The following is a 13678-nucleotide window of genomic DNA, read 5'->3' as shown; positions in this document are numbered from 1 at the left end:
AATTTTTTAAGGTTTGTTCGTGTAGAGTTTTAATTAAATCCAAATATACTCCGCAGGGAGAGCGTACAAGTCAAAAAGGAATGGTACATAACAGGTTGCTAAGGTTCTTTTCATAAGTTTTTAACGCTTTACTAGCTAAATTGATTACCAGTTACTGTAAAATCTGTTTCCGTCCGTGCAGGGTCTGCAGTGAGCTTACCGCCGCTTGGTTTAGAATATATCAGAAAGCCCTCAAAAGGTTTTGAGAAATTACTTGAGAACAACAATTTTCCATTCCTGATCACCAGCTTGATAAGTTTTTAGCTCCTTAAAACCTATGGCATAATGTGCTTGAAGCGAACGGGTATTGGAAGCATCTATTTCAGTAATAATACATTTGAAATTTTCTCGCGTTTCGGCCTTCATGGTTTCATACAATTTTCTGAAAATTCCCTGTTTACGAAAAGCTTTGTCAATACAGATTTGGCCCATAACCAGATAATTTTTCTTTTTTGGGGTTATGGAATCAATTTCATTGAACATGGGTTTTAAAACCTCAATTTCATTAGCAAATTTTGGATGCATGCAGAGAGCATAGCCAACAACGATATTGTTAGATTTAGCAATGATATGCGGACAAGCTTCGTTCATTGCTTTTAAAATTTTAAAAGTATGTTCCACAGTAACAAAGCCTTCATGTTCTTTTTCTTGTAAAGAAACCTTAAAAGGTAAATTTCTTTGCTGTAGGGCAAGAATTTGCTTTAGTTCATCATCTATAGAAGCCAAAGTATACTGTATCATTAGGGAGCTACGGTTTTAAGCCAATCGGCTCTTTGGCGTAATTGTTTTTTTGATGGTTTATCACCTTCTTTTTCAGTTAACAATAGCCTATAATCTGGGTTTGCTTTTAGAATTACATTGGTGTTCCTCTCAACTCCGAAGCGATTAAAACTTAATTTTAAGGTGTCGCCAACTTTTAATTTTTGGATATAAGTACTAAACTGCTGTCCGTCTGGGAATCCGCTTCCGTTAATATTAGTTATGATATCACCTTTATCCAGTCCGGCATCATAGGCGGGTGTATTCATTTTAGGATTAGATTGAATTTCACCATGACCATCACCGTCCAGGATACAGCTGCCCCAAAATAAGGTACTTCTGAATTCTGTTTCAACGTAACACCAACGGAGTTTAATAGAGAGCTATAATCAGGCATCTCACTTTTGTAAATATACTTGTTGAAGAAAGTACTGGCAAAGTCGCTTCCAGCATATTCAGCTAGCACTTGTTGAAGGTTTTCTATTACATACGGTTTTTCAGTTTTTCCATATTGTTTCCAAACCAGTTTCATGAAGTCATCTAGATTTAATTTCTCTTCCCGCAGGGATAGGTCAAGAGCAAGGCCTAGTATGCTTCCGTAAGAATAATAAGAAATAAATGTATTTTCTCTATTTACCGGGTCAACCGAAGTAGCTGCATCTACAAAAGGCGCTTGATAGCTCATTTCAATCGGGTTAAAAAATTGACGGGCAGGCGAGTTCCAGACGTAATTGAAAGTGCTCGAAATCCCTTCTACATACTTTTCGGACGAGATGATTCCTGCCCTGCAAAGAATAAGGTTGGTGTAATAACTGGTAAAACCTTCGGCAAACCATAGAGCTCCACTCATATTAGTTTCCTCAAAATTAAAAGGTTCCAAAGATTTTGGCCGGATACGTTCTACGTTCCATAGGCATGAAAAAATTCATGTGAAACCGTTCCTATATTACCTTCCATGCCACCATTGGCGAGACTACGTGTACTGGTAAGAATAGTAGAGTTGCGATGTTCCATGCCATCTCCTGAGGCATTAGGTATGTAACAGGCTAGAAAAGTGTAAGTGCCATAATCAAAATCTGGTAGTTCTCCATAAACCTCTTTCTCGGCAAGAACAGTTTTCTTAACGTTCTCAAAATAGGAATCTAGTTCTTCTTCTGTGCCATTATGGTGCAATACAAAACGTATGGTTTGTGTTTTCCCATGATTATCAACCTGAAATTCACGAACGGAATGATTGCTTATTTCCGTTGGGCTATCCATAAAATAATAGAGATTTGGCGCTGAATATGTAGTGCCTGAAACTAGGGGTAGTTGTGTAGCGACTTTCCAGCCTAAATCTTCTCGAATTTTAAAATCTACTTCTATTTTGCGGTCTTTTAAAGTTGGAGCGTACATAAATGTCGCAGGTATGTTTAAATGTGCATGGGTTTCATCTACTTGAGAATAGGTGCCGCCGCCTCGGTTGGCAAATAAAGTGTAACTTATTTTAATAGTTCCATCATGGCCTATTACATTCCATGAATAAGGGTCGGGACGTAGAACCTCTAGAATATTCCCTTTGCTATCCGTTGCTTTAAAACTATAAACGTTTTTAGCAAATTCATGAAGTGCATATCGTCCGGGAGAAGATCGGCTCATTCTAAAAGTAACCGTATCTATTTCTAGTTCTGGGAAGGTCCCTTTTACTACCGTTTCGTGATGAACAGCATTCTCAAAAGAAATTTCGTAGTTATTGGTTTGGGCAAAAAGTATGCTCGTGGTGATAGAAAGAAAGAAGGAAAAGTAGAATTTCATTAATGTAAATTTAATGAGACCAATATACTACTTAATAGGTGCATTTGCTATATTTGGATAGTACTACATTCAGTAAAGAATAAGATTACCACATTAGATTTTAGATAAACCTTCAAAAACTAAAGTATCTCGTAATGACCAAATTGCTATGATGAAAAAAATAGGTTTTATAATCTTATGTTTCCTTAGTTCTATCACATTTTGTTCAGCACAAGAAGAAATAGATATTGCCCAATACAATAATCAAATTTTTACCAATCTCTTATTACCGCTGGTGCAGAGTTTTGATTTGAGTTATGAGCGCACAGTAGCTAATAGATGGGCGATAGGTTTGTCTGGAGCAATCTATGGAGAGGGGTTTTCGGATTTTAGTACTGATTCTTCTGGCTATTACGACCGTATTACAAACTATGAGATAACACCCTTTGTGCGGTTTTATTTAAACGGAGCTCAAAGAAGAGCCATTTTTTTGAATTTTTTGGTTCCATTGCTGAAGTTGATGAATCTGGCGGATATTTACGAAATGTCAATGAAGAAGGATATGGTGTTTATTCTATTGGTACCAAAACATATACCGTTGGAGGTCTTGGGGCTGGGTATGGATACAGATTTCTTTTATTGAAAAAGAAGATGGTATTAGAGGCACAATTGGGAATACGAACTAATTTTAATGTAGATTTTTTTCTTCTGAACGGAGCTCTGGTGCGGACCGGAATAAAAGTAGGATATAGATTTTAAAAGTTGTGGTTATGGGTACAAAACACATATGTTTTTTACTGGTGAGTTTTTTGTTGATTGGTTGTTTTTCTGATGACGATAGCTATTCATCAGGTGATATAAGGGTAACTACAACTGATGCATTTAACATAGATAATCAGGTTAATTATATGGTGGGGGATACACTGTTCTTTACACAGAAATTTAGTAGATACCTAAAGGAGGATGGATATAATAATGAACTGTTGGATGTTTACGAAACCACAAAAGATGAAGAATTTGGTTATGGATTTGATTTGCAGAAATTCTCTGAATTTTCAAACTCGTTTGGAACCGTTTATATAGATTCAGAATACCTAATTACTACAGGGTCATATATTTCAGATTACTATTACTATAATAATAATAATGGTGTTGCTGCCCAATTGAACGAAACAAAGGATGCTTACGAATCAAAAGTGGGGATTGTTTTGGCGGAAAGCGGGGATTTTAAACTTGATTTTTCTAATGTTTATTTTAGAAATCAATATGACTATTACACCTACGGAAAGATAAACCTGGATATAGAGCACCGGTTTACAGATGAAACCAAAGCTATATTAGAGTTTACGGTATTAGAACAATAATAGTCTTGATTGAACTTTAAAGTCAATACATAGTATCTCACTCAAAGATGCTACATTTGGGTTATGGTTAAATTGCCCAACAAATTAGCGAAAAAGCTAAGCGATAGAACTAATGCTAATGCATTGCGAAGCTTGCCTAATCCTAATAATCTAGTAGATTTTTCATCAAATGATTATTTGGGGCTTTCACGTAACCAAAGTATTTTAGGACAAGTGCCACACCTCTTAGAGGCACATAATACTTTGCAAAATGGGGCAACGGGCTCGCGATTGCTTTCGGGAAATCATGCACTTTATCAAACATTAGAGACTACACTTTGCAAATTTCACAAAGCGCATGCTGCTTTGGTTTTTAACTCGGGTTACGATGCCAATATTGGGTTTTTTAGCTCGGTGCCGCAGCGGGGAGATATTGTTTTATTTGATGAGTATATTCATGCTAGTATTCGTGATGGTATACGAATGGGTAATGCCAAGAGCTACAAGTTTAAACATAACAATCTGAAAGATTTACTCGCTAAATGTCAGGATGAGCGAAGTCGAAACTTGATTGACGCACAAATTTATGTAGTCACGGAATCTGTTTTTTCCATGGATGGAGATACTCCTGATTTAAAAGAGTTTGCAGATATATGCGCAACTTATAATTGTCATTTAGTGGTAGATGAAGCTCATGCCATAGGTGTCTTTGGAGAACATGGCGAGGGAGTGGTTCAAGAATTAAACTTACAAGATAAGGTGTTTGCTCGTCTGACTACTTTTGGTAAAGGTATTGGATGTCATGGTGCAGCAATTCTTGGTAACGAAGATTTAATATCTTATTTAATAAATTTTGCGCGAAGTTTTATCTATACAACAGGTCTTCCGCCGCATTCTGTAGCTTCTGTTTTATCGACTTATAATTATCTAAAAAATCAGGTAAATGAAGTGGAACAGCTGAAACATAACATTTCTTATTTCAACAATAAATTGTTAGACTTAGGATTGCAAACCCAATTCATTTTTAGTAATTCTGCTATTCACTGTTGTTTGGTTTCGGGTAATGATAGTGTACGGGAAATGGCAAAGGTTGTTCAGGAAAAAGGTTTTGATGTTCGCCCAATTCTTTCGCCTACCGTTCCAAAAGGTCAGGAACGATTGCGGATTTGCTTGCATAGTTTCAATACTGAAAAAGAGATGGATAATTTGCTAGATATAGTGAGTAGCGCAATATAATATGAAAGAGAAATTCTATACAATAGCATCTTTTGAATACCCTTCTGATGTTCAAATACTAAAAGGCAAATTAGAGTCTGAAGGTATTCCTGTTTTTCTCAAAGATGAATTTACTTTGAATTCTGACCCTATGATCAGCAACGCAATAGGTGGAGTGAAAGTACAGGTATATACAGAAGACAAGGAAAAGGCTATTGAAATATATAATGAAATTAGGGCTTACGCCTTGGATGATAATGGTAAATTGATTGTCTGTCCCAATTGTAAAATGCAAAAATCAGAGGTGTATTATAACAGAAAAGGAATTTTATATAAACTTTTCCCTTTTTTTGAGGAAAAAAATACAAATGCCTACATTGTAACATGATAACAAAACCTCAATAGCATGCAGCAAATTTTTGTGACAGGAATATCTACCGAAGTAGGAAAAACTATAGCTTCGGCCATCATAGCGGAAGCTCTTGAGGCTGATTATTGGAAACCCGTTCAAGCCGGCGATTTGGATGACACGGATAGTGACAAAGTAAGGTCGCTAATTTCAAATGATAAAACGGTTATTCATAAAAGTCGTTACGAGCTGAAAACTCCTATGAGTCCGCATGCTGCTGCAGAAAGAGATGGGGTTAAAATAGACCGACTAGAAATAGTGGAGCCTAAAACTGATAATTCTTTAGTGATTGAAGGTGCAGGCGGTATTTTGGTGCCCCTGAACGAAAATGATACAGTTTTAGATATCATTATGCCAACCTATCATGTTATAGTAGTTTCAAGACATTATTTGGGGAGTATTAACCATACGCTTTTAACAATCGGTTGGTTGCAACAAAAAGGATATGACGTTTCTGTGCTCTTTAGCGGAAAGGAAAACCCGGAGACTGAAAATATTATTCTACACAAAACGGGTGTATCGTTAATCGGTCGTATTGATGAAGAGCTTGTTTTTGACAAGGCCGTAATCAAGAAATATGCTGATAAATTTGCGCCAATCTTAAAAACGCTTCAATCTTAATCAATTCTTACCAAGGCTAGGTTTACTTTACTTATCGTGAACTCATATAATGGTTTTCTACCTTCTAGGTTTTGCCGGTTAAAAATGTAATAACCGGGCAATTCGCATTGGTCCGTTCTGGAAACTACTTTTTTTCGGGACATTTCTAGAAATGATGCCGTTTCATAAAATTTAAAGGGTGTTTGAATATGTCTGCGTAAACTTTCCTGGTAAATAGATACAAAGGTGCCTCGTCTCCAATTATTTTGTGAATGTTATCAGCATATGCTTCATTTGGTGCGCTAGAAGAAGTCAATGCTTTTAATGGAAGGGCAACATGGTCAAAAGCCAATCTGCAAACCACAATAAATGCAATGACAAATAGATGCTTGGGGTAGCCAATAGTTTTGTGGTGAAATATAAGAACCGTAATCAGCAACAAACCAAAAAGTGGCATGGTGAATTTCAGGTGTGGTAAAATTGAGAAAAACCCAATGAACGGGATTACGAAACAAGCCAGAGCCGCAATGATCATTATCACCGTAAAAAACATGTGATAAGTCTTATGTTTCCAGTTAATATCACCAAGTTGAAGGAACAAAGGGTAAGTGAGTACGGTTATCACCATAGGGAAAAACATATAAACATATCGCATCCTTGCTCCATATGAAATCCAATAAACTAAAAAGTTTGCAATAAAAGTAATAACTAAAAAAATCAAGTAAGGTTGTGTCTTTATGTTGCGTATCTGTTCTTTTTTCCAAATGAACAACAGAAACAAGGTTGCGGGAAAAATGACTGCAACAAAATTAAGAGGGTAAAATATAAGGTGTTTTATAATTCCGCTAAAACGGTCACCTAGTAAGGTTCGTTGGTGCGTTAGCCCCCACATTTCGGATATATACTTTCCTAGGTCTTCATAACTTCCGTAGATATAAAAATAGAAATAAACGGCAGCGGCAGATAAGGCGGCACTAAAGATATGTGGCCAAGAAAATAGAAGTTTTAGGTCTCTGTTGTACAAAAGATAAACACCCAGTGTAATAATTATAAATGCAAAAGATGCGAATCCTTTGGTTAAGAAGGCCAGAGTAATAAAAAAATAAGCAAATCCAAATAGACGGTAGAATCGCTTTTGCTGATAAAAGTGAAAAACACTAAAAATGCTCAGGATGACTAAAAGCGAATAAAAGATGTCAATTTCTGCAGTTAGGCTAAAGTAAAAATAAAGGTCTGCACATACCAGATAATAGAGCGCGCTTAGCAACCCAAATTTTACCCCAATATATTTTCTTCCCATATAGAACGTAATAATTCCTGTGAGTAGAAATGAAAAAGCGGAAGGAAAGCGGAGGGCAAAAGTGCTATAGCCAAAGAGTTTTATGCTTCCGGCAAGCACAATGTTCCAAAGTGGTGGGTGGTCATAGAAGGTTTCATTTAGGATGGTAGTGACAATAAAATTATTGTTCAACAACATTTCAAGTGCGACTAAAGCACGCCTTGGTTCTTCCGAATACAGAGGGGCAAGGTATAAATTGTAAAAAAGGGATATCGTGTAAAGGATGATAATTAAAAACGATAGCCGGTATATATTTTTGGTATTGGTCGGTTGTAAAAATCCGGCATCAAAAAACTTCATGTTTTATAGATTTTTCTGAGCTAAAGATCAACAAAATACTTCAAAAAAAAAGTTTTAATTCCTCATCTTTGCATTATGAAGAAGGCAAACGCGTCAGAAATTCAAGTAACTGAAAGTCTATCTGTTAGAGATAGTAAGCATCTTTGGCACCCATTAACACAGCATAAATTGCATCCTGAAATGTTGGGAATTGTTAAGGCGAAAGGTGCTGTTTTGTATGATGAGAATGGAAAAGAATATATAGACGGTATCGCATCTTGGTATACAAGTGCTTATGGCCATTGTAACAAGTATATTACGGATAGGGTCTATGCGCAAATGCAAAAACTAGATCAAGTGGTGTTCAGTGGTTTTACCCATGAGCCAGCCGTAAAACTTTCCGAAGAGCTGATTAAGATATTACCTGAGAATCAAGAAAAATTATTCTTTTCCGATAACGGTTCTACGGCAACGGAAATCGGTATAAAAATGGCCTTGCAGTATCATTTTAACCAAGGTAGAAAGCGCAAAACGATGCTTGCTTTTGAAGAAGGTTTTCATGGGGATACGTTTGGTGCTATGTCCGTTTCAGGGCTATCTGTTTATAATGGTCCTTTTGAGGAGTTTTTTATTGACGTAGAGCGGATTGTTGTTCCTAGCAATGAAAATATAGAAGAGATTCTTTCAGATTTAGAAATTAGGTTGCAACAGAATCATATTGCGGGATTTATTTATGAGCCTTTGGTACAAGGTGCTGCGGCAATGAAAATGCACAAGGCTGAAAACCTTGACCGCATTTTAAAACTTTTGAAAAGGCATGGTGTACTGACCATTGCAGATGAGGTGATGACTGGTTTTGGTAAAACTGGAAAACCTTTTGCTTCGGATTATATAAATACCAAACCAGATATCATTTGTATGTCTAAGGCATTAACGGCAGGTCTAATTCCTATGGCAATTACGAGTTGCTCACAAGAAGTTTATGATGCGTTTTATAGTGATGATTTGGCAAAGGGATTATTCCATGGTCATACATATACAGGAAACCCTTTAGCCTGTACTGCAGCTTTGGCCGGGTTGGAGTTGTTGCAATCGGAAGAGATTCAAAACAGCATTAAAAGAGTAATTTCCTCACACCAAGAATTTGATTCTAGAATAAAGAATCATGAAAAAGTGGCGCGTACACGGCAATGCGGAATTATTTACGCGTTAGACCTTAATGTGAAAATGGAACGTTACGGGAATTTACGCGACCAAATTTTCAAGCATTTCATGAATAATGGGGTATTTTTACGGCCTTTGGGTAGTACAATCTATATTTCTGCGCCATACGTCATTACCGATGAACAGCTAGAGAAAATATATACTACCATAGAAGATCTACTGAACAGTATTTAAATTTTCCGCTTGAAAGAACCAATATCCATTACCGCAATAGGCTCAATTTCTCCTTTAGGAAAAACATCTGAAGAGACCTGGGCAAGCTACCTCCAAAACAATCACTTTTTTGAACAGAAAGCTTTTGGCGAAGCTACTGAATGGGCCGCCTCATTGTCCAAAGATTCAAAACAAGAAATAGAAGAACTTAGGAATTCAGATAATAAATACAAAAGTCTTGATGATTCGGTCTTGTTTGCGCTTTATGCATCAAGGGACGCGATAGCGAAAGCAGGTTGGAAAGCAGGCGATGATTTCGGAATTAATATTGGATCGTCCCGAGGTGCTACGGCACTCTTTGAAAAATATCATAAAGAGTTTCTAGAAAATAATAGAACAGCAACACTTTCATCACCCACCACTACGTTGGGAAATATCTCTTCTTGGGTAGCTCACGATTTAAAGTCAAAAGGTCCGGAGATATCACATTCTATTACCTGTTCTACGGCGCTACATGCAGTTTTAAATGGAGTGGCGTGGCTAAGAAGTGGAATGGCAGATAAGTTTTTGGTAGGCGGTAGTGAAGCGCCCTTAACACCTTTTACTATTGCGCAGATGAAGGCACTCAAAATTTATTCTCAATATAAAACGGAGAATGCTTCTGAAGGAAATGCAGGATATCCTAGTCGTGCGTTGGATTTTGAAAAGGAAAAAAGCACCATGATTCTTGGAGAAGGTGCTTCTGTAATATGCTTGGAGAAAGGTGTAAATGAAAAGACTTTGGCTATTATTGAAGGTGTAGGTTATGCTACAGAACCCTTACGCCATAATATTTCTATTTCTACAGATGCGGAGTGTTTTCAAAGTTCTATGAAAATGGCATTGGGAGAAATAAACCCCGATGAGATAGATACTATTGTAATGCACGCACCTGGAACAATTAAGGGTGATATATCTGAATATAAGGCAATTGAAAAAGTTTTTTGTAACAAACTGCCATTTTTGACTACAAATAAATGGAAAGTAGGGCATACTTTTGGAGCTTCGGGAGCGTTAAGCATAGAATTGGCGGTCTTGATGTTGCAGCACCAACAAGTGATAAAAGTACCATTTGTTGCAGATTCTTCAGCACCAAGAAAACTTAAGAGAGTACTGGTAAATGCAGTAGGATTTGGTGGTAATGCAGTTTCTATTTTATTGTCACACAACGTATAGTCCTCTTTCGAATTAGTTTAAGGTAAGATAATTCTTATCTTTAGTCGCCAACCTAACTTTGTAGCTTATGGAACTAGGGTTCGAAATGATGACATTATTCGAGAAAATCTACTGGGTCACTGCTCTTATAGCATCCGTAATTCTTATTATTTTATTGTTACTCACCTTTATTGGGGGGGAGATGGATGAAATAGATGCGGATGTTGATACAGAAATAGATGGGGATACCGGTATTGACTTTCAATTTTTATCTTTTAAGAATCTTGTTGGTTTTTTTACCATTTTCGGATGGTCAGGTATTGCTTGTCTAGATTCAGGTTTGTCAAGAGGCATTACGGTTTTAATCTCGGTCATATGTGGGTTGTTGATGATGTTTGCCATGGCAGCCTTGTTCTACTATTTGAGCAAATTACAAAGTAGCGGAACCCTGAAACTTAAAAATGCCCTAAACCAAGTTGGGGAAGTGTATCTGACAATAGGTGCTAATAGGTCTAATATAGGAAAGGTGAGTATAAGTGTACAAGGTACTTTACGAGAACTTGAAGCGCTTACCGAAGAAGATAAAGACTTGCACCAAGGAGATGTGGTAAAGGTCAAGGATGTTACTGAAAACGGAATATTAATTGTTCAACTCTTAAATAACTAACCAACATGTTCGTATTACCATTACAATTGGCAGGAAGTGCCTCATTGCTTGCAATTGGGTTTGCAATTCTTTTCTTTTTTATCATAATAATAGCATTTATACGAAGGTATAAGCGTTGTCCTTCAGATCGTATTCTTGTGGTTTACGGTAAAGTTGGAGGCGGGAATTCCGCAAAATGTATTCATGGTGGTGCGGCATTTATTGTGCCCGTAATTCAGGATTATCAATTTTTAGATTTAACTCCTATTTCCATAGAAGTTAATCTGGTAAATGCATTAAGTAAACAGAACATTCGTGTGAATGTGCCTTCCCGATTTACAATTGGGGTTTCTACAGAGCCGGGAATTATGCAAAATGCGGCAGAACGCCTTTTAGGTCTTGGTCAAAATGAAATTCAGGATTTAGCTCAGGAGATTATATTCGGTCAATTACGTTTGGTGGTTGCTTCTATGGATATTGAGGAAATTAACTCGGATAGAGATAAGTTCTTGACCAATATCTCACAGAGTGTAGAGTCGGAATTAAAGAAAGTAGGTTTAAAACTCATCAACGTAAACATTACGGATATTGTTGATGAATCTGGGTACATAGAAGCTTTGGGTAAAGAAGCAGCAGCACATGCTATTAACGCAGCAAGAAAATCTGTTGCAGAGAAAACTAGAGATGGTTCTATTGGTGAGGCCAATGCAGTCCAAGATGAACGTACTCAGGTAGCTGCAGCCAATGCGCAGGCAGTAGAAGGGGAAAACCTTGCGAAAATTAATGTGGCCAATTCAGATTCGTTGCGTCGTCAAAGAGAGGCAGAGGCAGAAAGAACGGCAATTGCATCAGAGAAAGTACAAACGGCAAAAGCCTTGGAAGAGTCATATGCCGCTGAAAAAGATGCGGAGATTGCTAGAGCGGAACGTGTTCGTAGTTCACAAATGGCAGATATAATTGTTCCAGCTGAAATAGATAAAAGGAAAGTTGAAATTGATGCTGAAGCCGAGGCTGAAATGATTCGTAGAAGAGCAAAAGGTGAAGCTGATGCAATTCTCTTTAAAGCACAAGCCGAAGCACAAGGTTTATTTGAAATATTGACCAAACAGGCACAAGGTTTTGATGAAATCGTTAAAGCTGCAGGAGACAGTCCTAAAGATGCTGTTCTTTTATTGGTAGCTGATAAACTTCCTGAGCTGGTAAAAACTCAAGCTGAGGCGATAAAGAATATTAAAATTGATAAAGTAACCGTTTGGGATTCTGGAGCCAAGACGGCTGACGGAAAAGGATCTACGGCAAACTTTATATCAGGAATGTATAAGTCGGTTCCACCTTTACAGGAAATGTTCAATATGGCAGGAATGCAATTGCCTGAATATTTAAAAGGTAAAGATGTTACTGAGGAAACAGCCAAAGAAGAGACAAAGTCAGCTACATCTGAAAAGAAAAGCGATAAGAAATAATTCTTTTTTCATCTTACAAAACAGAAGCCTGTCGATATATTTCGACAGGCTTTTTTTATGGTCTGAAACATGATTATCCATACTAATTTGGAATTTCAATTTTAGAAAGGTTATTTTTACGCCGAGATTTCAAAAAGACTATGAGCGAAACAAGACATAACTGGACGAAAGAAGAAATTCTTGATATTTATAACAAACCTTTAATGGAGTTGCTTTACGATGCAGCTACAATTCATAGAGAACATCACGATCCAAATACGGTTCAGGTTTCTACTTTACTTTCTATAAAAACTGGTGGTTGTCCGGAAGATTGCGGTTATTGTCCGCAAGCGGCACGTTACCATACAGATATTGAAGGTAATGACCTTATGAAAGTTTCGCATGTAAAAGCGCAAGCACTAAGAGCAAAGGCTTCTGGTAGTTCGCGAGTTTGTATGGGCGCTGCATGGCGTAATGTAAAAGATGGTCCAGAGTTTGATCAAGTATTGGAAATGGTACGTACCATTAACAAGCTAGATATGGAAGTTTGCTGCACGTTGGGTATGCTAACGGAAAACCATAAGACACCGTTTGGCAGAAGCAGGTTTGTACGCTTACAATCACAATTTAGATACTTCAGAAGATTATTATAAAGATGTTATTTCTACCCGTGCTTTTGAAGATAGGTTAGATACCATAGATAATGTTCGCAAGAGTAATGTAACCGTTTGTAGCGGTGGTATTATTGGTATGGGCGAGGAGATAGAGGATCGCGCCGGAATGCTAGTTGCTTTGGCTAGTTTGAATCCGCAGCCGGAGTCAGTTCCAATAAATTCATTAGTTGCGGTAGAAGGTACGCCAATGGCAGATATGGACCCTATTTCTATTTGGGATATGATTCGTATGGTAGCTACTACGCGTATTGTTATGCCAGAAACGCAAGTGCGTTTGTCTGCGGGTCGTACGGAAATGAGTAGAGAAGGACAGGCTATGTGCTTTTTTGCAGGTGCCAATTCCATTTTTGCAGGAGATAAGTTGTTGACTACTCCAAACCCAGATGTGAATGAGGATATGGAGATGTTTAAACAACTAGGTTTAAATCCTCAAAAACCCTTTACAAAAGTTTCTCAGCCTAAGACGGTAGAAGCTTCAGAATCTAAGTTGCAACCTTTAGGCGAGAAGCCAAAATGGAGCCGACCTGGGCATAAGATTGAGCGTAACGAAGAGGCAAAGGCAAAAAGCAAAGTAGTAGATTAATTTAAT

Annotated in this window: 14 protein-coding genes and 1 pseudogene; 10 read left to right on the top strand and 5 right to left on the bottom strand. The window is 37.4% G+C overall.

From position 1 onward, the window contains the following. Positions 1–249: 249 nt before the first annotated feature. From Q5W13_RS06870 to Q5W13_RS24705, 4 genes are read right to left on the bottom strand one after another with little or no spacing between them, the layout of a single operon-like run. Positions 250–780, bottom strand: a complete 531-nt coding sequence (locus Q5W13_RS06870) for a GNAT family N-acetyltransferase (RefSeq protein WP_304445816.1) — start codon at positions 778–780, stop codon at positions 250–252. Further along, the gene (locus Q5W13_RS24715; RefSeq protein ID WP_368662458.1) at positions 780–1067 is read right to left on the bottom strand and encodes a PDZ domain-containing protein; all 288 of its coding nucleotides are present in this window, start codon (positions 1065–1067) and stop codon (positions 780–782) included. Before Q5W13_RS24715 ends, Q5W13_RS06870 begins: the two co-directional genes overlap by 1 nt. Beyond that, positions 1064–1678 (bottom strand): M61 family metallopeptidase, encoded by a 615-nt coding sequence (locus Q5W13_RS24710; protein WP_368662457.1) that lies wholly within the window; start codon positions 1676–1678, stop codon positions 1064–1066. The genes Q5W13_RS24715 and Q5W13_RS24710 overlap by 4 nt, the downstream gene beginning before the upstream one ends. Positions 1679–1698: 20 nt before the next feature. Further along, complete coding sequence (locus Q5W13_RS24705) at positions 1699–2592, bottom strand: M61 family metallopeptidase (protein WP_368662456.1); 894 nt, start codon at positions 2590–2592, stop codon at positions 1699–1701. A 148-nt stretch (positions 2593–2740) separates the two neighbouring features. Here Q5W13_RS24705 and Q5W13_RS06860 point away from each other — a divergent pair, with 148 nt between their 5' ends. From Q5W13_RS06860 to bioD, 5 genes are all read left to right on the top strand, one after another. Next, the gene (locus tag Q5W13_RS06860) at positions 2741–3214 is read left to right on the top strand and encodes a hypothetical protein (RefSeq protein ID WP_304445815.1); all 474 of its coding nucleotides are present in this window, start codon (positions 2741–2743) and stop codon (positions 3212–3214) included. Positions 3215–3341: 127 nt separating this feature from the next. Beyond that, positions 3342–3935, top strand: coding sequence for a hypothetical protein (locus Q5W13_RS06855; protein ID WP_304445814.1), 594 nt, complete (start codon positions 3342–3344; stop codon positions 3933–3935). Between the two features lie 63 nt (positions 3936–3998). Then, positions 3999–5150, top strand: a complete 1152-nt coding sequence (locus Q5W13_RS06850; protein ID WP_304445813.1) for an aminotransferase class I/II-fold pyridoxal phosphate-dependent enzyme — start codon at positions 3999–4001, stop codon at positions 5148–5150. Position 5151: 1 nt separating this feature from the next. After that, positions 5152–5517 carry a putative signal transducing protein gene (locus Q5W13_RS06845; protein ID WP_304445812.1) on the top strand — a complete coding sequence of 122 codons (366 nt, stop codon included), beginning with the start codon at positions 5152–5154 and terminating at the stop codon, positions 5515–5517. Positions 5518–5535: 18 nt separating this feature from the next. Then, positions 5536–6159, top strand: a complete 624-nt coding sequence (gene bioD / locus Q5W13_RS06840) for a dethiobiotin synthase (protein ID WP_304445811.1) — start codon at positions 5536–5538, stop codon at positions 6157–6159. Between the two features lie 145 nt (positions 6160–6304). Here bioD and Q5W13_RS06835 read toward each other — a convergent pair whose 3' ends face one another. Further along, positions 6305–7777, bottom strand: coding sequence for an ArnT family glycosyltransferase (locus Q5W13_RS06835; protein ID WP_304445810.1), 1473 nt, complete (start codon positions 7775–7777; stop codon positions 6305–6307). A 75-nt stretch (positions 7778–7852) separates the two neighbouring features. On the opposite strand from Q5W13_RS06835, the gene bioA reads away from it, so the two are divergent. From bioA to bioB, 5 genes and pseudogenes are all read left to right on the top strand, one after another. Beyond that, positions 7853–9154 (top strand): adenosylmethionine--8-amino-7-oxononanoate transaminase, encoded by a 1302-nt coding sequence (bioA, locus tag Q5W13_RS06830; RefSeq protein WP_304445809.1) that lies wholly within the window; start codon positions 7853–7855, stop codon positions 9152–9154. A gap of 9 nt (positions 9155–9163) precedes the next feature. Further along, the gene (locus Q5W13_RS06825) at positions 9164–10348 is read left to right on the top strand and encodes a beta-ketoacyl synthase N-terminal-like domain-containing protein (RefSeq protein WP_304445808.1); all 1185 of its coding nucleotides are present in this window, start codon (positions 9164–9166) and stop codon (positions 10346–10348) included. A gap of 67 nt (positions 10349–10415) precedes the next feature. Then, on the top strand, positions 10416–10994 hold the full coding sequence (locus Q5W13_RS06820; RefSeq protein ID WP_155597901.1) for a hypothetical protein: 579 nt from the start codon (positions 10416–10418) through the stop codon (positions 10992–10994). 5 nt (positions 10995–10999) lie between these two features. Continuing rightward, positions 11000–12436 (top strand): flotillin family protein, encoded by a 1437-nt coding sequence (locus tag Q5W13_RS06815; RefSeq protein WP_155597902.1) that lies wholly within the window; start codon positions 11000–11002, stop codon positions 12434–12436. 140 nt (positions 12437–12576) lie between these two features. After that, positions 12577–13672: pseudogene (bioB, locus tag Q5W13_RS06810) on the top strand (biotin synthase BioB). The last annotated feature ends 6 nt before the right edge of the window (positions 13673–13678 follow it).

The sequence above is a fragment of the Zobellia laminariae genome, assembly GCF_030553095.1.
Lineage (GTDB): Bacteria > Bacteroidota > Bacteroidia > Flavobacteriales > Flavobacteriaceae > Zobellia > Zobellia laminariae.
This window is presented reverse-complemented; position numbering and strand designations above follow the sequence as displayed.